The organism is Methanococcoides vulcani, from assembly GCF_900111645.1.
Classification (GTDB): domain Archaea; phylum Halobacteriota; class Methanosarcinia; order Methanosarcinales; family Methanosarcinaceae; genus Methanococcoides; species Methanococcoides vulcani.
In genome coordinates this window covers 1-22,451 of sequence record NZ_FOHQ01000010.1, presented here as the reverse complement: position 1 = coordinate 22,451, position 22,451 = coordinate 1, and the positions used below count along the sequence as shown (strand labels likewise).

The window sequence follows — 22,451 nt, the reverse complement described above, 5'->3', positions numbered from 1 at the left end:
AATTATGGGATCGGAAGTAAGTATTGAATTAAAACAAATTAACTTTACATACATCAAGTTCGTCTGTATTACAGCATTTTATATAAATATTACCCATCGAAATAAGGTATCTCAACCGTTATGCAAAAATAAATAAAGATAAACTCTCTTGAACTGACTCAAATATAGCATCCCGAAATCATAATAACCCATCCAGACTATCAAACAGCTATGACCCTCTTATCAAAAAATGAACTGAGAGAGCTTGTACTTACGAATCCACCCCTTGTAGAGAACATGATAGATATGGATACCCAGCTCCAGCCTAACGGTGTGGAGATGACACTTCAGGAAGTTAGGACCATTGAAGGTGCAGGAGCGGTTGACTTTGACAATTCCGGCAGAAGGATATCCGAAGGCAGTAAGATCGAATTTGATGAGAAAGGCTGGATACACCTTGAACCAGGCATATACAAGGTCCTTTTGAACGAGATCGTCAACATACCAAAGACGCTGGCAGCCATCGCCAAACCACGTTCCAGCCTTATCAGGTGCGGAGCTACCCTTGAAACTGCTGTATGGGATGCAGGATATTGTGGAAGGAGTGAATGCATGCTAGTGGTGTACAATACCGCCGGGTTCGACCTCCAGAAAAACGCCCGCATAATGCAGCTGCTTTTCTATCATCTTCACACAGAAGTGGATGAAGGCTATTGTGGAAGATACCAGCATGAGAATATCTGACATGGCAGGTAATAGCATCTACGTAAAGGATATGTAATATAATAGGCATCTCCCCTAGCATGAGCGAAATTGGCAAATCTGTCAGGATGGAGCGTATATTCGACAGAAATACGGGAAACGCAATAATAATACCAATGGACCATGGGGTCGGTGCAGGACCTATCAAAGGTCTGATCGACATGCCATCAACTGTTAACAAGGTTGCAGAAGGCGGTGCAAATGCTGTCCTTGGTCACATGGGACTCGCAAAACACGGACACCGTGGCTATGGCAGGGATGTAGGACTTATCATACACCTCTCCGGTTCCACAGCACTCGGACCTGACCCAAACCATAAGGTCCTTGTCACGACCGTTGAGGAAGCTATAAAAGTAGGCGCTGATGCAGTTTCTGTTCACATCAACGTTGGTGCGGATGATGAAGCAGCAATGCTCCAGGACCTTGGATATATCGCAAAGAAATGTGACGAATGGGGAATGCCTCTTCTCGCAATGACATATCCCAGAGGTGCAAAGGTCGAATCCGAGCTTGATGTGGAATACGTGAAACACGCAGCAAGGATTGGTGCCGAACTTGGCGCAGACATTGTCAAGACAAGCTACACAGGCGACCCTGACTCTTTCAGAGAGGTCATTGATGGTTGTCCGGTTCCTGTAGTTATTGCAGGCGGTCCTCAAATGGACACTGAAAAGGAGCTGCTCGAAATGATCTATGATGCACTTCAGGTCGGCTGCAAGGGTGTCGCAATGGGCAGGAACGTCTTCCAGTCCGACAATCCAACCAGGCTTGTCACTCGTATCTCAAAGGTCGTCCATGGTGGAATGACAGCAGACGAAGCCTTGGAAGACTGAAATATAATCACATGCCGGAGCTTCCGGCACTCACTTTTTTCCTTTTTAAAGATTTTCTTAATATCAAAGATTTTGCAAGATAGCGGAAGCTTTCGCATGTTCCAGTGAGCAAAAATATCATTTAAAGGAATAGATGAGATTCAAATGATAAGTAAAGAATTGCATTTGAGAAATCATATTTGATGAAAAGGTAAGAATTATAGCAAGATCGGTGATGGAATAACCAACAAAATCAGTTAGTAGTGGTGGTACAATATGATTTACGATCTTGCTTAAGTATTACAATATATTAATAACTATATATAATTTTCGAAATTGTTTTTGTTTTGCATGTGACAAAAATAAATGCAAAATTTTAGACTGATCAATACGATATGTGATTACTTGAATAAATAATAAAGATAAGCAGTTTGAAAATAAAAACTTAAAGCTAGAAGCTTTAGTAATAAGTAAAAATGAAGAGTAATAGCAAGACCGTGATGGAATGACCAATAAAAAATCAGTTTGTGGTGGTGGTGGTACGATATGATTTTTTCGGTCTTGCCTAAATATTACTATGCTTTAGTAACTATATAAAGATGTTGCTGGTCATCATAATAATAATGAGATGTTTATTATTGAACATACATTTTTCTAAACTCAGCATCAATGTAACCAAATGAAAATAAATAACCAAAGTAATTTACCATCATTATGCATCTGATCTTAGCAGGTCAGACAAATAAATTTATAAAAAAATACCAGATATCCGAAGCATAAAGTCAATATATTTATGATTGAACGTTCCCTTTATAGACACAAATTTATATGTGGAAAGTGCGTTAATCAAAAATAGAAACCAGCCAACATATTGAAAAATATATAAATGAACTCGGGTTTCAGATATTCCCATTGCATACAAACAGGAAATATCGATAATATAGCATATTATCACCCCCAACAATATGATCGCGAACTTATGAGGATCTATCATGGACAGGTATGAACAGGTAATTGAACTGGCAAAAAGACGAGGTTTTTTGTGGAACTCCTTTGAGCTGTACGGAGGGGCTGCAGGTTTTTACGATTACGGACCTCTTGGAAGCACTTTAAAACGCAGGATCGAGCAGATCTGGCGTGAACTCTACGTCATCCATGAAGGGTTCATGGAGATCGAAACACCTACAATTGGCATAGAAGATGTTTTTGTTGCATCCGGTCATGTCGGAGGTTTTTCCGACCCACTCTGCGAATGTAAAGAATGTGGTGAAGCATTCAGGGCAGATCACCTTGTTGACAAGATCGTAGAAATTGCAGATGCTTTGAGCAACGAGGAACTTGACAGGCTGATCAAAGAGAACAACATTGGGTGCCCTGAATGTGGCGGTGAACTTGGTGAGGCTTATGAGTTTAACCTGATGTTCAAGACAAGTATTGGCCCGGGCACAGGAAGACAGGGCTACATGCGTCCTGAAACTGCACAGGGAATGTTCGTGAATTTCCAGAGATTGTCCCGATACTATCGTGAAAAGCTGCCCTTCGGTGCAACCCAGATAGGAAAATCATACCGTAACGAGATCTCACCAAGACAGGGAGTGATAAGACTTCGTGAATTTACACAGGCAGAAGCAGAGATATTCACTCATCCGGAAGAAAAGACCCATCCAAACATTGGAAGGTTCGAAGATGTTACATTAAATCTCTACTCAGATGAAGCACAGCAGAAGGGCGTTATCGAACAGATGACCGTCAGGGAAGCCATCGACAGGAAGATCATCGCACATGAGTTCCTGGCATATCACATTGCACTTACAAACAACTTCCTGCAGCGTGTAGGTATTGCTGCAGACAAACTAAGGTTCAGGCAGCACCAGAAGGATGAGATGGCACACTACGCTATCGATTGCTGGGATGCTGAGATATTGACAGACAGGTTCGGGTGGATCGAGGTCGTTGGAATTGCAGACAGGACAGACTATGACCTGATGGCACATGCAAAAACAAGCGGCACAGAACTTGTGGTCCATGTCGAATACGATGAGCCGAAGATGATCGAACAGTTCGTGGTCAAGCCCAACATGGCCAAAATGGGACCTCTGTTCAAAGGAAAGGCAAAGACTGTTGCCGATGCACTTAAAGAATTAAGCTCCGACGAGCTTGACAAGGAAGAGATCAAGGTAACCGTTGATGGCGAGGATTTCACAGTACCTTCTGACATCATATCCTATACACAGGAAACTGTCAAGGTCAGCGGAGAAAAGATCGTACCGCATGTCATCGAACCATCCTATGGTATTGACAGGATCCTCTACTGCACCATGGAACATGCTTTTGAAGAAGAAATGGTCGCTGCCGAAGGAGAGGAAGAGGAAAGGATAGTCCTCAGGTTCCAGAACGAGGTCGCCCCTGTGCAGGTAGCGATCCTGCCACTGCTTACAAGAGAAGAACTGATGGATCCTGCAAAACAGATAGCAGAAAAGCTTCGAAACAGGGGACTGCTTGTAGCCTATGATGACTCAAGAGCTATCGGTCGCCGTTACCGAAGGAACGATGAGATAGGTACCCCATATTCCATAACCATCGATTACGATACACTCGAGGATAATTCCGTGACCATTCGTGACCGTGATACAATGGAACAGGTCAGGGCTCCAGTAGATGGTATTGAAGATGTAATATACGACCTTGTCTATGGAAAGAGGGACTTTGAGACCGCAGGTGTGAAGCTGTAAATACTTTCACACCACTTGCCTCATATTTAATAAGGTTAAGAACGTAATTGCATCAAGCAACTTTCAAACCTATAACGAATATGAGCAACTACATCAAACACCCCCTGGTCAAATCAGATACTATAGAACAAAGACTCTATCAACTTGACCTTGCCGGAAAGGCACTATCAGCACCAACACTGGTAGTGTTGCCAACCGGTCTTGGCAAGACCATCGTTGCTCTTCTTGTTATTGTTTCCAGATTGGAAAAAACCGGTGGGAAGGTGCTGATCCTTTCCCCCACTAAACCACTCGTTGAGCAACATGCTTCTTTTTTAAAGACTGCCCTTAATGTACCCGAAGAAGAGATACTGACATTCACAGGTGCAGTTTCCCCTGAAAACCGGGCAAAGCTCTGGGAAAAGGGACGAGTGATCATCTCAACACCACAGGTCATCGAGAACGACATCCTCACAAAAAGGATAAGCCTCGAGGATATTTCACACATCACTTTTGACGAGGCACACAGGGCTGTCGGCAATTATGCTTACACCTACATTGCTGAGAGATATTTTCAGGACGCTAAAAACCCGCATTGTCTTGCGATCACTGCAAGCCCGGGAAGTACCGATGAGAAGATCAGTGAGGTCTGCAATAACCTCTTCATAAGTTCAGTTGCCATCAAGACAGAATCCGATTCTGATGTTGCACCATACATTCACAAAAAAGAGATAGAATGGAAGCACGTTGTACTACCGGATGAAATGAAGGAGTTGAAGAAGCTTCTGGACAAAGTGCTTGATGACAGGTTCAAGAAACTCGGAGAACTTGGATATTCACTTCCATACGGGAAGAATGCTTCAAAGAGGGATCTGCTGGGCCTGCAGAAAAAGTTGCAGGGCGAACTGAGAGGTATGGCCGATCCTGCAGTGTTCAGTGCATTATCCATACTGGCTGAGATCATGAAAGTAAATCATGCTGTAGAGATAATTGAAACACAGGGCATCGAATCCCTTTCAAAATATGCTGACCGGCTGGAGAACGAAGCCACCTCAAAGAGCGGAAGCAAGGCTGCAAAACGTCTTTCTGAAGACCTCTATATGAGACAGTTCTACCACAGGATAAAGGAATGCAGCACCGAACATCCAAAACTTGCGGTTGTTAGTGATCTTGTTTCAAAGGAACTCAAAGACAAACCGGATTCCCGGGTTATTGTCTTTACAAATTATCGTGACACCTCTGAGATGGTGACAAGTGTACTTTCCAAAATGGAAGGAATACGACCTATCAAGTTCGTAGGACAAAGCTCAAAGTTTCGCGACAAGGGGCTCACCCAGAAACAGCAGGTTGAGATCATAGAGAAGTTCAAGGCCGGAGAGTATAATGTCCTTGTAGCAACCTCAGTGGCTGAAGAGGGACTCGACATACCTGCTACCGACCTTGTACTGTTCTACGAACCGGTGCCCTCCGAGATAAGGAGTATACAGAGAAAAGGTCGTACAGGCAGGAAACATGAAGGAAGGGTTGTCGTCCTTGTGACCAAAGGCACACGGGATGAAGCATACTACTGGAGCTGTACCCATAAGGAACGCCGGATGCAGAGCAATATGCAACAATGGCAGGACAGAATGTCCTCTGATAATGGGAATCAGGATGTTACAAGCGAATTTGGAGTCACCCAGAAGCAGCAGACAGGACTCTCAGATTTTACAGATAACGAAGTGACAGTTGTCCTTGACCAGAGGGAGATCCGAAGCACTGTTGCACGAAACCTTGAGAAGATGGGGATTAATATAGTTGTCAAGACCCTTGAGGTCGGAGATTATATCGTCAGCGACAGGACAGCCATTGAGCGTAAGAGTGCCGAGGACTTTGTGAGTTCCCTGCTTGACAGGGACCTTTTCAGGCAGATATCTGACCTTGCAGGAGCCTATGATAAGCCCATACTGATAATAGAGGGAAAAGGCTTGTTCACCTCCAGAATGCTTAATCCGAATGTAATACACGGAACCCTTGCATCCCTTGTGCTGGATTTCGGCGTCTCTGTGCTATACACACGAGATCCTGAAGATACAGCATCCCTGATCAGCATCCTGGCAAAAAGGGAACAGGTTGATGAAAAGCGAGATATCAGTGTGCACGGAAAGAAGTCATCAATGTTACTTTCACAGCAGCAGGAATACATTGTGTCCTCCATTAGTGATATTGGTCCCAATGCTGCGAGGAATCTGCTCGAACATTTTGATACAGTCGAAAATATTATGAAGGCAGAGCAGGATGAATTAATCAAAGTCAGGAACATAGGACCAAAGACCGCATCAAAGATGAGGGAAATTCTTACAAGCAAATATAAAGGATAAAAGGAGAGCAGGGCCAGAATTACCTTGCATCCGGTTAAAACATATTGATTTCTATTTTTATTGGCCTGACCCACACCTAATCTATTAGACTGATATTTACATCAGTCAGGCCATTCAATTAAGTCTTTCAAGGATATCAAGGCATTTTTCCATGATCTCAAGATACTCCCTGATCCTGCGAGGGTCATTCTCGGATTGAATGAGACTTGCGATGGACTCTAACTTCATTTTCAGCATATCAGCAACTGAACCCATGCCTTCCACGTGTTTAATTGGCGATGTCGGCACAGATTCCGACCGGACATCAGGAGAAGCAAAAGAGATTGGGACTTGATCTGCCGAAAGTTGTCCTGCAGGTTCTGAAAATGTTGTGACTCCATGACCTGCAGCCTTCTGTGGAACTGTGGATGCTTCTGGCCTCATCATTTGTTCCTGTGAAGCCATATCCGTGCCAACGCCTTCACCCTGGCAGAGAGGACAAAGGACATCACCGTGATACCTGAACATAGGAGCTCCACATGTTGTGCAGTGCTGTGCAAGCATTGTGCCACCAAGTTCCAGTAGTCTTGATATCTGTTTTATTTTATCATCACTATCGCTCATTTATTCACCTTTTCACTTACTCCATGAATGAAAGTCTTTTTATAGGATATAATTGTTAGGGATACTACAGCATTGATTCTTATTTTATATCATTAAACCATTTTAAGGTGATCCAAATGTTAGGAGCCAGCCAACCTGAAGACGTCATTAAGCAATGTACACAAGTGTTAGAACACATCGCAAACGATAATTCAGTTCCAAGGAACATCAGACGTTCAGCAAATGACATCCTTGCAACATTGAACAACGAAGCAGAGCCACTTTTCCTTAGAACATCATCCAGCATTTCAATACTGGAAGACATCAGCAACGACCCAAACATCCCGTTGCACACAAGAACCCTTATCTGGAATGTTGCAAGCCAGCTTGAAACAATTCCTGTAGACGATTAATATCAAAGCGACCCACGATCAGTGGGAAGAGATCCGGTCTGATAATTCAGACCAAACTTATCCTTTTATTTTATGCATCTTGTAGCTTACATGCTGTTCCCGAACGTAAGTGTAATAGCCATTGATAACTTTTTATGCATGAAATTACGATTACTAACGACGATCATTACTATAAATTAAAAGAGATTTTACCATGAAATTCAATCCTGAAGCCATAAGGAAAGCAACCAAAGAAGACTTTGATGCTGCATGGAAAAATGGGAAGGACCTTGTTCACAGATCAGGTCTGAATCAGCAGTACCCACACACCTCATTCAATTTCGGAAAAGCACATCCGGTCTACGATACAATATCAAAGCTCAGAGAAGCCTATATGCGCATGGGCTTTGATGAGATGATGAATCCACTAATTGTGGATGAGCGTGAAGTTCACAAGCAGTTCGGCCACGAAGCACTGGCAGTCCTTGACCGCTGTTTCTACCTGGCAGGATTACCAAGACCAAACGTCGGCATCTCCGACCAGAGGATTGCAACAATAAAAGAGATGCTTGGAGGCATTGATGATGACGGTATCGAGATCATCAGGAAAGTTCTCCATTCATATAAGAAAGGAGAAGTTGAAGGAGATGACCTTGTCCCCGAGATCGCCCTTAAGCTTGATGTATCAGATTCACTTGTTGTCGAAATGATCGATCAGGTCTTCCCGGAATTCAAGGAACTTACTCCTCAGGCTACCAGGAAAACACTTAGAAGTCACATGACATCCGGATGGTTCCTTTCCCTTTCAGGAATACTGGAACGTGCAAGACCCCCATTCCACTTCTTCTCAATTGACCGTGCTTTCCGGAGAGAGCAGCAGGAAGATGCATCAAGGCTCATGACCTACTATACCGCATCATGTGTGATCATGGACGAAGATGTCACAGTGGACCATGGAAAGGCAGTTGCACAGGGACTCCTGTCCCAGTTTGGTTTCGAAAAGTTCCTTTTCAGGCCTGATGAGAAGAGAAGCAAATATTATGTCCCTGACACACAGATCGAAGTATTTGCATACCACCCAAAACTTGTGGGTTCAAATACAAAATACTCCGATGGCTGGATAGAGATCGCAACCTTTGGGATCTATTCACCAACCGCTCTTTCAGAGTACGACATACCATACCCGGTCATGAATCTTGGACTTGGTGTTGAAAGGCTCGCCATGATCCTTCACGACTCCACTGACCTGCGTGCCCTGACATATCCACAGATCCCACAGTATTCCGAATGGACCTTGAAGGACGGAGAACTGGCAAAGATGATATTTGTAGATAAGTTGCCTGAAACCACCGAAGGTCAGGAGATCATGGACAGTATCGTTGAGCAATGCGAACTCCACTCATCAGAACCAAGCCCATGCGAATTTGCCGCCTGGGAAGGATCGATCAACGGAAAGAAGGTCAAAGTATCCGTGGTGGAGCCTGAAGAGGATACAAAGCTCTGCGGACCGGCAACATTCAATGAAGTACTTGTCTATGAGAATGACGTTCTGGGACTTCCCAACAACAAGAAATGGAAGAAGGCTTACGAGAACCACTCTGCAAGAACAGGTGTAAGGTTCCTTGATGCTTTTGCCGCACAGGCAGCCCGGGAGATCGAAGAAGCTGTTGAGAACGGCGAGAGTACAGTGGAAACCCGTGTCAGGATCGTCAAGGTACCATCCGAGATCAACATAAAGCTCGACCCGCTTGCCCAGAGATATATAACAGGCAAGAATAAGAAAATTGACATCCGCGGACCTGTTTTCACAACTGTCAGGGCAGAGATCGAATAAAAACAAAATCATTTGTAAGAGGAAATATGTTCACAGAGATCGCAAAGCTCATGGATAAAGGTGAGCCCGTCTGCATAACCTTTGAAAATGAAGGATCAGGAGAAGAATACGACCTCCTGTACTGTGAACTTATTACAAAAGCACGCGACGGAGAGGTATTCCTTGCCTCTTCCCAGCGATGCCCTCCGGGAAAATATGTTCTCGGAGTTTCTGAAGACAAGCCGGATGGCTATTACCTCAAGTCCGGCCGTTATGTTGACAAAAAAACTGCTGCCAACGCAGCTTCTTCTCTCCCAAGGGTCAACAGGGAATATGACCACATAAAGATCGAGCCATTGTCAAACAACAATGGTCACTTTGATGTGATGATACTCTACCTGATACCTGAAAAAGCTATGAGAATCGTTCAGGCTATGGCATATAACGATGGAGAGCGTTTGTGCATCGATACCTTCGGTGCAGCTTCCATATGCGGAGACTGCACAGCCCTTGCATACGAAAAAGGGATAGGATTGTCCTACGGCTGTAAAGGTTCCCGCAAGCACAGTGGCTATAGTGATAATGAGATACCCATAGGCATACGCTTTGACAAAGCTGAAAAAATAGAAAAGGGATTAAGGAACATCCCTGAAACAAGAAATTGATCAAGCCTTAATGTGCTTCGACCCAGCTTTCTTTATGTACTTTGATAAAACTTTAACGTGCTTCGTAGAAGCACATATCCTCAGCTACCACACGAGTCTCTTTTCCAATTTCGTTGGAAAGTACCTTGCTTATGCGGGCAATGCCTTTGGCCTGGAGCTGAAGCCGGATCATCATGGTCTCATGTTCTTCAAAGAACATATCGTTCCCGGTTATGGTCCTGTGTGTTGACAGCTGGTGTTTTATCACTTTTGCAATAATACCTGTGTTGCCACGTGTTAGATCCTGTATGGATGTGTGAGTCAGAAAGATATCATCACCAACACCCACATTCAAAGATGTGAAAAAGTTCTGAGGAGTGCGTATCTCGATCGTGCGCAACTGATGGTCCTTCAACTCAGAGATAGCTGAATCCGATATACCCGTAAGTGCGACGTATTCCATTTTGATCACCCGTACATTGGGAACTCTTTTCTTGGTATTGTTGACTGTTCAGTTGTGCGAACATCTTCAGCAAGCTTCTGCATCTCAACCTCGATCTTCTCTGCCTGCTCAATAAGGCCCTCCGTATCTATTGAAAATCCATAAAGGGAATTCAGAACATCTACAACTACTGCTGCTGCCCGGGGATCAGGGTTCTGGGTCTTGGTTGCCCCAAGAAGGCTTATGGCCGGCAGATTATGCATGAAACATTCTGCCATTACACTACCGGAAATACCGGAGATCGTACCCATCTGGAAGATCTCTACCTTTTCTTTGATCCTTTCCAGCATTTCTTCATTGGTCGCTGCACCAAAGACCTTGTTATCCTCCCCCATAGTAGCAATACCTGCGATAGAGATAACCTCTTTTACACCGACAGATTTAGCCCAGCCGACAAGTGCCTTGCTGACATCATAGGAAACAGAAGGATTGATAGGGATATCGGATACCACCATCACAATGTTATGTTCCTCACTCTCGTATATCCTGACCGGCATGTTGACAAGACCCTCATACAGAACAGCTATAGGAGGGAAATACCTGGATTCAATGGAACCGATATATTCCATGTCCAGTTCTTCGATAATTTGCTGGCTGGCAATATTGCCTACAAGACCTATTCCTGGAAAACCTTCGATCAATATCGGCTCTTTTGATCTTACAGGTTTTGTTATGATCTCTACATCGATCGCGTCATAATCATCTGTTTCTGACAAAAAAATCACCCTCTATAAAATGTAACCCCATCACTATTCAGTTCGTATACTTTACACTTATTAGATAATTGGAGATTCTCATAGATAAGAACATCGTTATTAGACCGGAGAACGACATACATAAGACCGATGATGACAAAATGCATTCAAAGAATGGAGAAATGATCATGGAGAGATCTATACAATATTTCGATGATGTCGGCAAACAGAACACCGACGATGTTGTGAAGGTAGCTGCTGAAAGAGCAGAAGAACTGGGAATAAAATATATTGTTCTTTCGAGTACTGAAGGTCATACAGCCCTGAAGATGGCAGAAGAGGTAAAGGGCAAAGACATAAAGATCATTGCCATAACCCACCAGTACGGACTCCGTGAGGATGGGAACTGGGAAATGGACGAAGATAACCTGAAAAAACTTCAGAAAATGGGCGTTCTGGTCACCACACAATCACACATGTTCTCAGGGGTAGAACGTGCGATCTCAAAGAGACTGGGCGGTGCAAGTCGTGCAGATGTAATCTCTGACACACTGCGTGCAGTCTTCGGAAAAGGCTTCAAGGTCGCCCTGGAAGTTGTGATGATGGCAGCAGATTCAGGCCATATCCCGGTCTCAAAGGATACCGAAGTAATAGCCATCGGAGGAACACGTCAAGGTGCTGATGTAGCGCTTGTGGTGAGACCCGCACATTCACAGAACTTCTTCAATTTGCAGGTTCGCGAGATCCTAGCAATGCCACGTGCAAAGGAAGAACCAAAATAAGATTAAATCAGATTGAAACAGAATCAAGTTAAAATACGTATTACATCTAAGGCATCTTTAGAGATGCCATCTTCTTTTTATAGTCGACCTTCTTGTCCAACTTATTCCACATTCGCTTCTTCGTCTTCATCCTTCTCGACAGGAGTGTTGTTTCCGGAAGCAAACCTTGATGGTCCTGATGCCTCTTTTTTGAAACTTGAAGCAGCTTTCAGGTTCATTGCGGTAAAAGCTACAATGAGCACGAAGGCAAGAGTTGCAATACCGATTACAGTTAAAGTATCCATGTAATTAAAAAAAGAATAAGTGTCGAAAAGACACTTACTGTGGCTTTTCGTACAATGCGGTCTTTGTCATCAGGACACCTTTCTTTGAGTGTGCCTGCCTGAAGACAGAGTCGTTTGCTTTCTCGATCTCACGTGCGTCGATTGCAAGCTGTGCTGCTGCGCGCATCATTTCATGACCGGTAGCAGTTGTGAGTGTGACCTGTTCGATCTCCTTCATCATGAAGCATGCAGGGAAGTTGATCTGTGCGACCTTGTCAGCCATGTGGAGTGCTGCAAGTGCCTTTGCCTTTGCGTATGGGTTGTTGAAACCTGCGCGCTCGATGCACTTCTCTGGCTTTGCGAGAATGTGTGGAAGCTCAAGGTCCTTTCCTGACTTGCCTTCATCGACCTGTGCGGCAACTGCATCAAGTTCTTCCTGGATCATCCTGACAACACCACAGGTTGAGAGGACCTTCATTGCATCGGAGTTGAAGGATGCCATCTCTACAGCATCAAGGAACTCTGTCTTTGCACCGATAAGTGGGTCTACGGTCATTACGATGTAACCGAAGCCTGCGTCTTGAAGTGCCTGTCTGTCATCTTTCTTGGTTGGACCATCGGAGATCACGATGCATGGAACGTCCTTGTACAGCTCACGTGCAGCGGTTGGACCTGGTGCACTTGAGTTAGGGCTGATCATGACATAGAAATCAGCACCCCATTCCTTGAATGCTTCTGTCTCTGCAGCTTCTGCTTTACCCATCTTAGGACCAGTTCCGAAAACACGTATACTGATACCTTCTCTTGCTGCGATCTCGTCCTGAACAAGGTCAATGACCTGACTCATACCAAGATTACCTAATTTAATAAATCCTATTTTTGCCATAGTAGATCACATTACTGCAACTACGGGTTAGGATATAATATTTTTGATTATTTCCACAAGACCACAATCTGAGAATACATCGATTTCACAAAAATAAAGCGAAGTTTTCGAAAGCACATCAAGTTTGTACTTTGCTAGTTTTAAAAATAAATATAGAAGAGAAAATATAGAGCAACTGTTTTATCCCTTATGCTATCCCATATAGTGTATATTATGTTAGTATTTGGATTAACGATCTGTTTCAGAAGGCATATCCTACCCGAAAAGCTTAAAAGTAATGTAGGGAATTGTACTTCAATCTCAGTACATCCCATTATTACTGATCCGTAATCAGGATTTTAAAGTTTCAGGTATGGTCAAGTGAATTCCAGCAATAATATTTCTCAGAAAAGATATTCTAAACTGATCGTTTTTGATATGGACAGTACGCTCATCGATGCAGAAAGTATTGATGAACTTGCACGTGCTGCAGGCGTTGTGGACAAGGTTTCTGTTGTTACAGAAAAAGCAATGAATGGCGATATCGACTATAATCAGGCTTTAAAGGACAGAGTTATACTTTTAAAAGGATTGAAGCTGGAAACTGCACAGGAAGCAATGAGGTCTATGAAACTCATGCCGGGTGCAGAAGAACTTGTAAAACATGTAAAATCCCTGGGATTCAAAACAGCAATGCTGTCAGGTGGCTTCACGCTATCAACTGACAGGGTTGGTGAACTCCTTGGTATAGATTACGTATACTCGAATGTGCTTGCTGTAAAGAACGGATATCTTACAGGCGAGGTCAGTGGTCCAATGACAGATAATTGCTCCAAAGAAGTGGTCTTTGAAATGATCGCAAAGGAGATCGGTTTTGAAACCTCTGATTGCATCGTTGTTGGTGATGGTGCCAACGATATTTGCCTCTTTAAACGAGCAGGATGTGCAATTGCATTTAATCCAAAACCAATTCTGCGCCAATATGCAGATGAGGTTGTTACCCAAAAAGACCTTAGGGCAATAATTCCGATCATAGATTCACTTGATCTGGATTAAAGCCCTACGCATCGTGCATTAGAAATGCATGAAATGCCAGCTTTTTTGCTGGAGCGGGAGGATATATAGAACATGTTGAAAGAATTGAACACCAAAAGGCAGGATCTTAAAACTGCATCTGAAGAAGCTAAAGAAAAGAGAAATGGATTGAACGCTGAAGCAAGCACTCTGGCTGCAAAGCGCAATGATCTCAACAAGAGCACAAAGGAACTCATCAACGAAGCACAGGAATACAAGAAGCTCCGTGACGAGAACAATGAGCAGGTTAAAGAGAACAAGGCAAAGCGTGACGAGATCAATGCCAAGGCCAACGAAGTATTTGCAAAGGTCGATGCATTACGTACCGCACACAATCTTACCGGTCCATCCATCAAGGATATCAGAAAAGATATTGACCGTCTTGAATTCACACAGCAGACAGAAGTGCTGACACCAGGCAAGGAAAAGGAACTGGTCAACAAGATCACAGAGCTTCAGAAACTCTATGTCGTTAAGCAGGAACAGCTCGAGAGCAACACAGAGCTTAAGACCCTATTAACAGAAGCACAGGAGATTCGCGACGAAGCATCACAATTCCACAATGTCCTTTCAGAATACGCACAGAAAGCACAGGAATATCATGACAAGATGATCTCCACTTTCAAGGAAGCCGACAAGATGCGTGCAGAATCTGATGCTGCTCACAAACAGTTTGTCGAGTTCCAGGAAAAGGCTGATGAACAACACAAGTTATTCATTGCAGCACAGAAAGAGATCAGGGACATCGATAAAGAAGTTCGCAAGATTAGGAAAGGCGAAGACACTGGCAGGAAGGTCGCATCCATGGAAGATGTGAGAAAAGATGCAGAAGACATCTTTGACAAGTTCAAGTCCGGTCAGAAGCTCACCACAGAGAACCTAATGACCTTGCAGAAATCCGGTCTGCTTTAATCGAAAATTTGACAACATCGAGGGTGGTTATTCACCCTCAATTTATTCTAACATTCATAGGATCTATCTGATCCATCTTTTTAAGTACTGTTTTTTTAGTAATGGATAGCTTGATAGTTATCACTATTTGTTTCAGATAAATAAATAAATAAATAAATAAATAAATAAATAAATAGAAATAATTCGATCGATAGTTAGATCAATTATTAGATAGGTCAATTCAAACTGATAAGTTCATAAAAATATAAGACCGATCATCACTAGTTCTAACTTAAAATGACCTTTTGAACAAAAAGATTAATCGAAGTTATGCAGTTTCCTGAAATTTGAATCCCTCATAAGGCAGGTTCCACCATTATAGGTCGAGTCCTTACGGATCTTGCGCCAGACATCGGAAAGCTTGTCATCGTGAATATTTCCAAAGGACAGAGGAAGGCACGAACAGGGGAATATGTCACCTTCCGGAGTTATGTGAAGCCACTTTCTTCCTGCAAAGCATCCCATCTTCTTTAGTACATGAGGGATTGGGAATACCTTAGGACCATCCATGTTCCCAGTACGCTTCACGAAATCGTCGAACTTCCTGTGATCCTCTGCACTCATCATCTCATCCAGACGGTTCATCCAGCGTCCCGTAGGGACTATCTCGAAGAAAGAGATCTCATGGACACCAAGATCTGTTGCTATTTTGTAGAAATCATCCAGTTCATCTATGTTTCTTGGAGATATGACCACATAGATATTCACGAGCAAACCAGCATCAAGTGAATTCTTAACAGCACCAATGGCATCCTTGAACACACCCACTCGCCCTCGCATAGTGTCATGTCCTTTTTCGGTAGAACTGTCAAGGCTTACGCTCAACATATCGAGCCCTGCCTCTTTAAGGGAAATTGCACGCTCTTTTGTCAACCCCACACCCGAAGTGAACATTCCGGTAGTAGCAAGGTCCCGATCAACATAGCTGATAAGCTCCTCAAGCCCCTCATAAACAAGCGGTTCGCCACCATCAAAAACAATAAAGGTCGAGCCCATATCGAGAACCTGATCAATTGTACTTTTGACATCCTCAGCAGACAACGAAGACCTGTTCAGAGTATCAGGAAGAGCACAGTGTATACAGTTATTGGGACAATCCTCAGTGATGGAAATTGTGACCTGTTCCGGAACCATCTTCCCACGTATGTAACCCATCTGACTTGATACCAGGCGATCAAAGGCCTTGCTGGGTATAGGGGGCATCCACGTAGAAAAAACAAGCTCGTTCTCTTTTACCAATGCAGGTCTTTGTCCTTCAAAAAGATCCAGCATCTCAGAAGTCAGTGGTTTGATAGCACGTGATGCAACTCCTGAAGTATGCATCCTGACAATTCCATCTTCGATCGTGGCATAGACCTTGTAAAAGGGATTTTTGTAAAAATAATACCTCTTGTCATTTACCATAAGATCACTTGTTCCTCAATAAGGCCCTGTAAGCCAGAAGGGACTTCGGATTCTTCTTTAGCATAAAAAGACCAAGCTGCATTGACCTGTGGAAAGAAGTACCTGAAAGGAAAGAGAAATCCACGCCTTCGAACGTCTTTATAAGATCGTCTATCTCAGGGTCTGTCATTTTACGCAGTGTTTCCAGACCTATACGGCCAAGCAGGTACTCTGCCTTGTATTCGGCATTCCACCTCTTACGATACTCAGAAAGAAACTTTGCCGATACGTTACCTTTTGCAATAGCTTCTGCAGCTACATCACCACACATCTGTCCTGCATGCATACTATATCCTATACCGGACTGTCCTGCAGCCCCTCCAACCAACATCACACCATCAGTCAGCATCTGTTTGGGTATAGTGATAATAGGATCTCCACCTACAGATCTTTCAAGGACAGTAAGTTCATCAAGACCTTTTATTTGCTTGAATTTTTCAACCCATCTTTCAAAGAATGGAGATACATCCTTCCCATGCCGCCTTACATAAACTCCAAGAGTGGCAAGGTTTCCCCCACATGGAGAATAAGTGGATTTCCAACCAGGGCAATGATTTCCAACATAATATTCGAACATATCAGGCTCACCAATGCCTTCGGCCTCTACAAATGCTTCCATTGCCCATGCAATATCATTGGGATACCTCATTGGCTTGAGTCCAAGCAAACCGGCCATCTTTGAATTGATGCCATCGGACACGATCACCAGAGAACAGGATAAAACGCCATCCGAGGTACTGAGGTTCATGACACCATTGCTTCTGAAGACACTACTTACCTCAACACCCATACGAAGCTCTGCTCCGGCGTCCATGGTCTGGTTTGCATAATATTCATCGAACTTCAACCGGTCGAGGAAATACGCAGGACTCTCGATAGCAACCCTGCCACCGGAAGGAGCGATCAGGTAAGCACCCTTCATGTTCTTTATTACATAGCTCTGATCAACAGGCTCTTGCGACCTGTCGAACATACCCTTGAAAAAAGTATTAGCAGGATGTGTAGGATGGCCTATTATCTCCTTTTTATCTACAACGAGCACCTTTGCTCCTTTTCGGGAAGCATTCCTTGCTGCCATCAGACCCGCCGGAGAAGCACCTATTACAATTATATCTGCATCCATTTAAAGAACCTCCGATCACCACAGGATACCTGCATAAGATGTTAAAACTATAGAGAGCACTACATCGACTATCAGGGAACCGAACATGAAACCCCTGTATCTTGAGCCCTGCAGGAATAGCCTTCCACCACGTTGTGGAAGAGGATTTTTAACAAAGTCGAATGCCTGCATTATCATCCAGATACCGGAAAGAATTGCTCCTACAAAGAAGATCGGACCAAGATGTGCGGTTATACCAATGGCAAAGGATGAAAGAATGCCCACAGACCAACATATGAAGACGAACTTTGATGTCGCAGGAACCCCAAATGTCACCGGGAATGTTGGTGCACCTTTTGCACGATCACCCTCTACATCCCTGGATACTCCGGAAAGCGTGAAACCCCAGTCAGCCACACACATCATTATGAAAAAGAATATACCAGGCAATGGCAGGATAACACCATCGCTACCCCGAAGTATCCCGGCAGGATCGAACGCAAGCCAGATACCTACAGGAACAAGACCGTATGCTATACCAACGGGCACAAAACTCAGGAATGTGAGCCTTTTTGCCAGCCTGGAATAGATACTGATAGTAAGAACTGCAATAACCAGAACCATAAATGATTCAGGGTTCAGGTAGAATGCTGCAACTGCGGCAATTAAGAATAGAATAAATGCATATGTAAGACCCTGTTTTTGAGACAGCTGCGATGAAGCAAGTGGCCTGTCAGGAAGATTTATTTGATCAATGTCCACATCACAACAATCGTTGTACACATAGGAACTTGTGATAGCTGCATATCCACCAATAATAGCAATTATGAAAGGAATGAGCGGAGGAAGGGCAGAAGTTGCCAGATATGATGCAAGTAGAGCACTTGCTGCCGGAAGGGCAAAATCCATATCCGATATTTCCGGCCTTAGTAGTTCTAAGTAGGGGTTACGTGTCTTTGATCCTGTTGTTGATACCAAATGAATCACCATTGAATGATATCTTCAAATTTTATGCTTATAAAATGTGACAAATCACTCTTTAATATCTGCGATCTGTCCCAGCTTTTCGAACAGAGGATGTTCAAGTCCTTCCTCTTTAATAAATGTGAACTTTGTATCTGGATTTAACTCGATAAGAGCGATAGTGTTCTCAACGGCCTTTCCAAGAGATTCTACATCAGGAGTCCTGATCACTTCTGCATTGAAAGGATATACCTCAGCAAGTTCAGCAGGGAATGCGCCAAATGGGGCTTTGAAGATCAGATCATTGTCATAGCCTTTGAGATCTTTCTTTGAAGCCGGCCTGATTACAGCAGAACCCTTTATAGTAAAACGCTCAAGCTTATTGGAAAAGCGAAGTACTTCGGGCCTCTGTGAAGACTCCGGACCACAATAGAAGAATGTGGACTTTGATGCCGGGTCATATTTCTCGATCCAGTCGGAATAGGAATACATCTTTTTTAGTGCTTCCAGCATTCTCGGATGAGTACGACATCTTTGTTCCACAAGTTCCAGGAGATTGCCCTCCTTAATGGATTGCTTGACAAGACGCATTTCCTCAAATGTAACATAAAGATTATGCCTTGCGAGAAGTTCACTGCAATTATCAGCTTTCCTTATCTCTTCTGCTGTATGGGATATACATACAGGACAGGAGCATGGAAGATAGCTCAGGTTATCAATGTGATATGTGCCGTTGGAAGTGATATAACGCCTGTCCTTAGCGTACAATGCATAAGCAGCGGAATCAAAAAGATCACAACCAAGTGCTACTGCAAGTGCAAACATCATTGGATGTCCAGCACCAAAAAGGTGTACAGGCACTGTTGGGTCCAGTCCTTTCTTTGATGATACGATCACATCGACAAGATCTGCATATCGATAGGATTCCATCAATGGAACTACTGCACCGAGAGGATATACATCGAACTTGTGTTCCCGAAGATCCTCTGCACACTTCTGGCGCAGGTCAGGATACGTAGAACCCTGCACGGGACCTGCTAAAAGCATCTCATCATTGACCATTCCACGTGCTTCTATTAAGCGCTCAAGAGTGGTCTTAAGTTCGGATTCCGCACGATTGCGTGAAACATCAGGTGGCGTAGGAATATCCAGAGGGACACCTATGTCAGAGCCAATCGTTTTCTGGAACTCGATGATCTGCTCGTTAGTTACATCGATATCACCGTAGACAGAAAGCTGGAATGAGCCGGAATCTGTCATTATGGGGCCGTCATAATCAAGGAGAGAATGGAGGCCGTCTTTTAGCGCCTTTTCGCGCAGATTGTCCTTGCGTGATATGATATATGAATTGGTAATTAGCATCTGGGCACCGAAACCTTTCATCTCGGAAGGTTTGATGACCTGAAGGTTCGGATTTATTACAGGCATGACAGTAGGAGTTTCCACAACACCATGCGGTGTTTTCAGTTTCCCGATACGTCCTGCAGCATCTTTATGGGTTATCTCGAATATCGATGACATTTGAGCATTAGATATTGGCTGATATTATATATTTGTATTTCATGGAAGCCCCATGAAATACAAGGTCATATCTATTTAAAATCCAGATCTGCATAATTAATTTGCCAGAATTTCCGACACTTTTTCAAGTGTATCGGCCAATTCAGGTCCTTTTACCCTCAGATCCTTGTTCTTCTTAATACCAAGGTCCGTTACCAGAATATGACGGTTCACTTCAAGACCTGCAAGTTCAAGGGTCTTCTTTGTACAGTTGAGAGGACAGCCATCGATAGCTATTATACGATCACAGCCTTCTGCTGATCTGAGAAGGCCAGCTACCTCACCCCCAATGCCAACAGCACACATCATTTTACCAACTCCTTTTTCGGTCAGTTCAATGGCAAGCTGATTGGAAAGTTGTCCTACGTTAGAAGCACCTGAGCATGAAAATAATGCTACATTGGTAGAGTCACAAGCACATTTGAGATCTTCTGCCATAATAATATACCCCGAAATTACTGCATTAGCCATTCCCTTACTTTATCTTCGGAAGGGATCTTTCCTGCGATCTTAACATCCCCATCTATAACCAGGGCCGGAGTGACCATTACACCATAATCCAATATTTTATCGATATCCTCGACCTTAATAATCTCAGCATCGATGTTGTTTTCGTTGACTAACTTTTGCACTATTTCTTTCACTTTGTTGCATTTCGCGCAACCTGATCCAAGAACTTCTATTTTCATCTTTGAACCTCACTTTTTAATTATGTTTGGACATGACTTATGTTTATTGAAATTGCGCTATGAACATTCCGTAAGCAAATCCCGAAATGGTAGCAATGACAACGATCAGGGAAATGTAAACCGATGCTTTCTTTGCACCAATAATTCTGCTGATGACTATCATGTTTGGAAGACTTAAGGCAGGACCTGCCAGAAGCATTGCAAGAGACGGACCTTCACCCATTCCAAGTATAGTCAGTACACTGATTATAGGCACTTCAGTTAAAGTTGAGAAATACATCAGTGCTGCAGATGTTGCTGCTATGAAATTAGATGAGATGGAATTACCACCTACAAATTCTACAACGTATTCCTTTGGAAGTATCTCAACAATGATACCTGCAAAGAAAACTCCCAGAAGCAATAAAGGAGTGATCTGTTTGACAAGGAACCAGGTTTCACTCATCCACTCACCAAGCTCTTCTTTTGTAAACCACTTTCTTGAGAAGTAGATAGTAACCAGTATGAGTGCTGACATTATAACTCCCAGATAAAAATCAGTGGAGATCAGTTCAGGTGTTACAAGTATGGCCAACAGCAAGATGAACAGATAAGCACTATTCTTATGCTCATCAGCTCCGAATGTCTTTATGCCTTTACTCTCGCCAGACAATTTTTTCTCAAATATAAGTGCCATTGACAAACCAACCACAATAGAGAGAAGGATTGCAATTACGGCACGGGCTGCACCAAGATCATAACCAAGGATCTTGGCAGTATAGACGATAGCTAGAATGTTGATCGCAGGTGCTGAAAAGAGGAAAGTACTTGCAGGACCAATACCCGCACCTCTTTTATAAATTCCTGCAAACAGAGGTAGGACCGTACAGCTACATACTGCCAGCAAACAGCCTGAAACCGCAGCTACAGTATATGATACATAGCCCGGTGCATCCGCTCCAAAGAACTTCAATACAGATTCCTTTGAGAACAGGGATGCTATAGCACCTGCCAGGAAAAATGCAGGGATCAGACATAGCAATACATGAAATGCAAGATAGTTCTGAACTGATTCCAGACCAGCATCCATAAGGTATAGTGAATAATCAGGCGACATGGTTTCAAATAATGTTGAAATGCCATATAAACTTGTCCATTTCAATTTTTATTGAAATTCTTTGTTTGAAAAAAGAAATATCTGCTAAGCACTTTGAATCTATAAATTGTGATCATGAATAGAAACATATCAGAACAGCAAAGTCAAAGCTAGTGAGTTAAGATCAGTTAAAGAAAAAGGGTAATAGAGTGAGCACAGCAGCGACGCAGATTTCCCGAGGACTCTCGTACCTCAGTACAGTAAGCAACGTGGGCAGGCTTATCTTCTGTGTTCGGAATGGGAACAGGAGTTGCCCTGCCGCTATGGCCGCCGTACTCTAACTCATATTAATGGATGAAAGCCAAGGTCCGGATTCGAACCGGAATGGAATCGCTCTGCAGGCGATTGCGTAGCCGCTCCGCCACCTTGGCA

At 43.5% G+C, this 22,451-nt stretch carries 22 protein-coding genes, 1 tRNA gene and 1 rRNA gene; 10 read left to right on the top strand and 14 right to left on the bottom strand.

Annotated features, from left to right (window positions below):
* Nucleotides 1-210: 210 nt before the first annotated feature.
* The 4 genes from BMX02_RS11415 to BMX02_RS11400 all read left to right on the top strand — a co-directional run bounded on the left by BMX02_RS11415 (nucleotide 211) and on the right by BMX02_RS11400 (nucleotide 6,624).
* The gene (locus BMX02_RS11415) at nucleotides 211-723 is read left to right on the top strand and encodes a deoxyuridine 5'-triphosphate nucleotidohydrolase (protein WP_091690893.1); all 513 of its coding nucleotides are present in this window, start codon (nucleotides 211-213) and stop codon (nucleotides 721-723) included.
* 59 nt (nucleotides 724-782) lie between these two features.
* The gene (locus BMX02_RS11410) at nucleotides 783-1,574 is read left to right on the top strand and encodes a 2-amino-3,7-dideoxy-D-threo-hept-6-ulosonate synthase (RefSeq protein ID WP_091690892.1); all 792 of its coding nucleotides are present in this window, start codon (nucleotides 783-785) and stop codon (nucleotides 1,572-1,574) included.
* 971 nt (nucleotides 1,575-2,545) lie between these two features.
* Complete coding sequence (gene glyS / locus BMX02_RS11405; protein WP_091690890.1) at nucleotides 2,546-4,285, top strand: glycine--tRNA ligase; 1,740 nt, start codon at nucleotides 2,546-2,548, stop codon at nucleotides 4,283-4,285.
* Between the two features lie 80 nt (nucleotides 4,286-4,365).
* On the top strand, nucleotides 4,366-6,624 hold the full coding sequence (locus BMX02_RS11400) for a DEAD/DEAH box helicase (protein ID WP_091690889.1): 2,259 nt from the start codon (nucleotides 4,366-4,368) through the stop codon (nucleotides 6,622-6,624).
* A 114-nt stretch (nucleotides 6,625-6,738) separates the two neighbouring features.
* On the opposite strand, the gene BMX02_RS11395 is transcribed toward BMX02_RS11400, so the two are convergent.
* Nucleotides 6,739-7,227: an Sjogren's syndrome/scleroderma autoantigen 1 family protein gene (locus tag BMX02_RS11395; RefSeq protein ID WP_091690887.1), complete on the bottom strand. Its 489-nt coding sequence runs from the start codon at nucleotides 7,225-7,227 to the stop codon at nucleotides 6,739-6,741.
* Between the two features lie 116 nt (nucleotides 7,228-7,343).
* On the opposite strand from BMX02_RS11395, the gene BMX02_RS11390 reads away from it, so the two are divergent.
* The 3 genes from BMX02_RS11390 to BMX02_RS11380 all read left to right on the top strand — a co-directional run bounded on the left by BMX02_RS11390 (nucleotide 7,344) and on the right by BMX02_RS11380 (nucleotide 10,076).
* Complete coding sequence (locus tag BMX02_RS11390; RefSeq protein ID WP_048196360.1) at nucleotides 7,344-7,619, top strand: stationary phase-response protein; 276 nt, start codon at nucleotides 7,344-7,346, stop codon at nucleotides 7,617-7,619.
* A 193-nt stretch (nucleotides 7,620-7,812) separates the two neighbouring features.
* Nucleotides 7,813-9,432: an O-phosphoserine--tRNA ligase gene (gene sepS, locus BMX02_RS11385; protein WP_091690885.1), complete on the top strand. Its 1,620-nt coding sequence runs from the start codon at nucleotides 7,813-7,815 to the stop codon at nucleotides 9,430-9,432.
* 26 nt (nucleotides 9,433-9,458) lie between these two features.
* Nucleotides 9,459-10,076: a DUF169 domain-containing protein gene (locus BMX02_RS11380; RefSeq protein ID WP_091690884.1), complete on the top strand. Its 618-nt coding sequence runs from the start codon at nucleotides 9,459-9,461 to the stop codon at nucleotides 10,074-10,076.
* Between the two features lie 52 nt (nucleotides 10,077-10,128).
* On the opposite strand, the gene BMX02_RS11375 is transcribed toward BMX02_RS11380, so the two are convergent.
* Nucleotides 10,129-10,518, bottom strand: a complete 390-nt coding sequence (locus tag BMX02_RS11375; RefSeq protein WP_091690882.1) for a DUF473 domain-containing protein — start codon at nucleotides 10,516-10,518, stop codon at nucleotides 10,129-10,131.
* Nucleotides 10,519-10,523: 5 nt separating this feature from the next.
* Nucleotides 10,524-11,273 (bottom strand): proteasome assembly chaperone family protein, encoded by a 750-nt coding sequence (locus BMX02_RS11370; protein ID WP_091690881.1) that lies wholly within the window; start codon nucleotides 11,271-11,273, stop codon nucleotides 10,524-10,526.
* Nucleotides 11,274-11,440: 167 nt separating this feature from the next.
* On the opposite strand from BMX02_RS11370, the gene BMX02_RS11365 reads away from it, so the two are divergent.
* Nucleotides 11,441-12,034, top strand: coding sequence for a pyruvate kinase alpha/beta domain-containing protein (locus BMX02_RS11365; protein ID WP_091690900.1), 594 nt, complete (start codon nucleotides 11,441-11,443; stop codon nucleotides 12,032-12,034).
* A 101-nt stretch (nucleotides 12,035-12,135) separates the two neighbouring features.
* Here BMX02_RS11365 and BMX02_RS11360 read toward each other — a convergent pair whose 3' ends face one another.
* Complete coding sequence (locus BMX02_RS11360) at nucleotides 12,136-12,318, bottom strand: hypothetical protein (protein WP_091690879.1); 183 nt, start codon at nucleotides 12,316-12,318, stop codon at nucleotides 12,136-12,138.
* Nucleotides 12,319-12,352: 34 nt separating this feature from the next.
* Nucleotides 12,353-13,183 (bottom strand): F420-dependent methylenetetrahydromethanopterin dehydrogenase, encoded by an 831-nt coding sequence (locus BMX02_RS11355; protein ID WP_091690878.1) that lies wholly within the window; start codon nucleotides 13,181-13,183, stop codon nucleotides 12,353-12,355.
* Between the two features lie 417 nt (nucleotides 13,184-13,600).
* Here BMX02_RS11355 and serB point away from each other — a divergent pair, with 417 nt between their 5' ends.
* Nucleotides 13,601-14,218 (top strand): phosphoserine phosphatase SerB, encoded by a 618-nt coding sequence (gene serB, locus BMX02_RS11350; RefSeq protein ID WP_244625306.1) that lies wholly within the window; start codon nucleotides 13,601-13,603, stop codon nucleotides 14,216-14,218.
* Nucleotides 14,219-14,290: 72 nt separating this feature from the next.
* Nucleotides 14,291-15,148, top strand: a complete 858-nt coding sequence (locus BMX02_RS11345) for a coiled-coil protein (protein WP_091690874.1) — start codon at nucleotides 14,291-14,293, stop codon at nucleotides 15,146-15,148.
* A 297-nt stretch (nucleotides 15,149-15,445) separates the two neighbouring features.
* Here BMX02_RS11345 and BMX02_RS11340 read toward each other — a convergent pair whose 3' ends face one another.
* From BMX02_RS11340 to BMX02_RS11300, 9 genes are all read right to left on the bottom strand, one after another.
* The gene (locus BMX02_RS11340) at nucleotides 15,446-16,591 is read right to left on the bottom strand and encodes a radical SAM/SPASM domain-containing protein (protein WP_091690873.1); all 1,146 of its coding nucleotides are present in this window, start codon (nucleotides 16,589-16,591) and stop codon (nucleotides 15,446-15,448) included.
* A 4-nt stretch (nucleotides 16,592-16,595) separates the two neighbouring features.
* Nucleotides 16,596-17,753: an NAD(P)/FAD-dependent oxidoreductase gene (locus BMX02_RS11335; RefSeq protein ID WP_091690871.1), complete on the bottom strand. Its 1,158-nt coding sequence runs from the start codon at nucleotides 17,751-17,753 to the stop codon at nucleotides 16,596-16,598.
* Nucleotides 17,754-17,768: 15 nt separating this feature from the next.
* Complete coding sequence (locus BMX02_RS11330) at nucleotides 17,769-18,710, bottom strand: UbiA prenyltransferase family protein (RefSeq protein WP_177165274.1); 942 nt, start codon at nucleotides 18,708-18,710, stop codon at nucleotides 17,769-17,771.
* A 54-nt stretch (nucleotides 18,711-18,764) separates the two neighbouring features.
* Nucleotides 18,765-20,216 (bottom strand): tRNA guanosine(15) transglycosylase TgtA, encoded by a 1,452-nt coding sequence (tgtA, locus tag BMX02_RS11325; RefSeq protein WP_091690868.1) that lies wholly within the window; start codon nucleotides 20,214-20,216, stop codon nucleotides 18,765-18,767.
* A gap of 96 nt (nucleotides 20,217-20,312) precedes the next feature.
* Nucleotides 20,313-20,693 carry a putative zinc-binding protein gene (locus BMX02_RS11320; RefSeq protein ID WP_091690866.1) on the bottom strand — a complete coding sequence of 127 codons (381 nt, stop codon included), beginning with the start codon at nucleotides 20,691-20,693 and terminating at the stop codon, nucleotides 20,313-20,315.
* Nucleotides 20,694-20,710: 17 nt separating this feature from the next.
* Nucleotides 20,711-20,944 (bottom strand): thioredoxin family protein, encoded by a 234-nt coding sequence (locus tag BMX02_RS11315; protein WP_091690864.1) that lies wholly within the window; start codon nucleotides 20,942-20,944, stop codon nucleotides 20,711-20,713.
* Nucleotides 20,945-20,987: 43 nt separating this feature from the next.
* Complete coding sequence (locus BMX02_RS11310; protein WP_091690863.1) at nucleotides 20,988-22,040, bottom strand: permease; 1,053 nt, start codon at nucleotides 22,038-22,040, stop codon at nucleotides 20,988-20,990.
* A 192-nt stretch (nucleotides 22,041-22,232) separates the two neighbouring features.
* A 5S ribosomal RNA gene (gene rrf, locus BMX02_RS11305) occupies nucleotides 22,233-22,354 on the bottom strand.
* A 24-nt stretch (nucleotides 22,355-22,378) separates the two neighbouring features.
* A tRNA-Cys gene (locus tag BMX02_RS11300) sits at nucleotides 22,379-22,450 on the bottom strand.
* Between the last annotated feature and the right edge of the window lies 1 nt (nucleotide 22,451).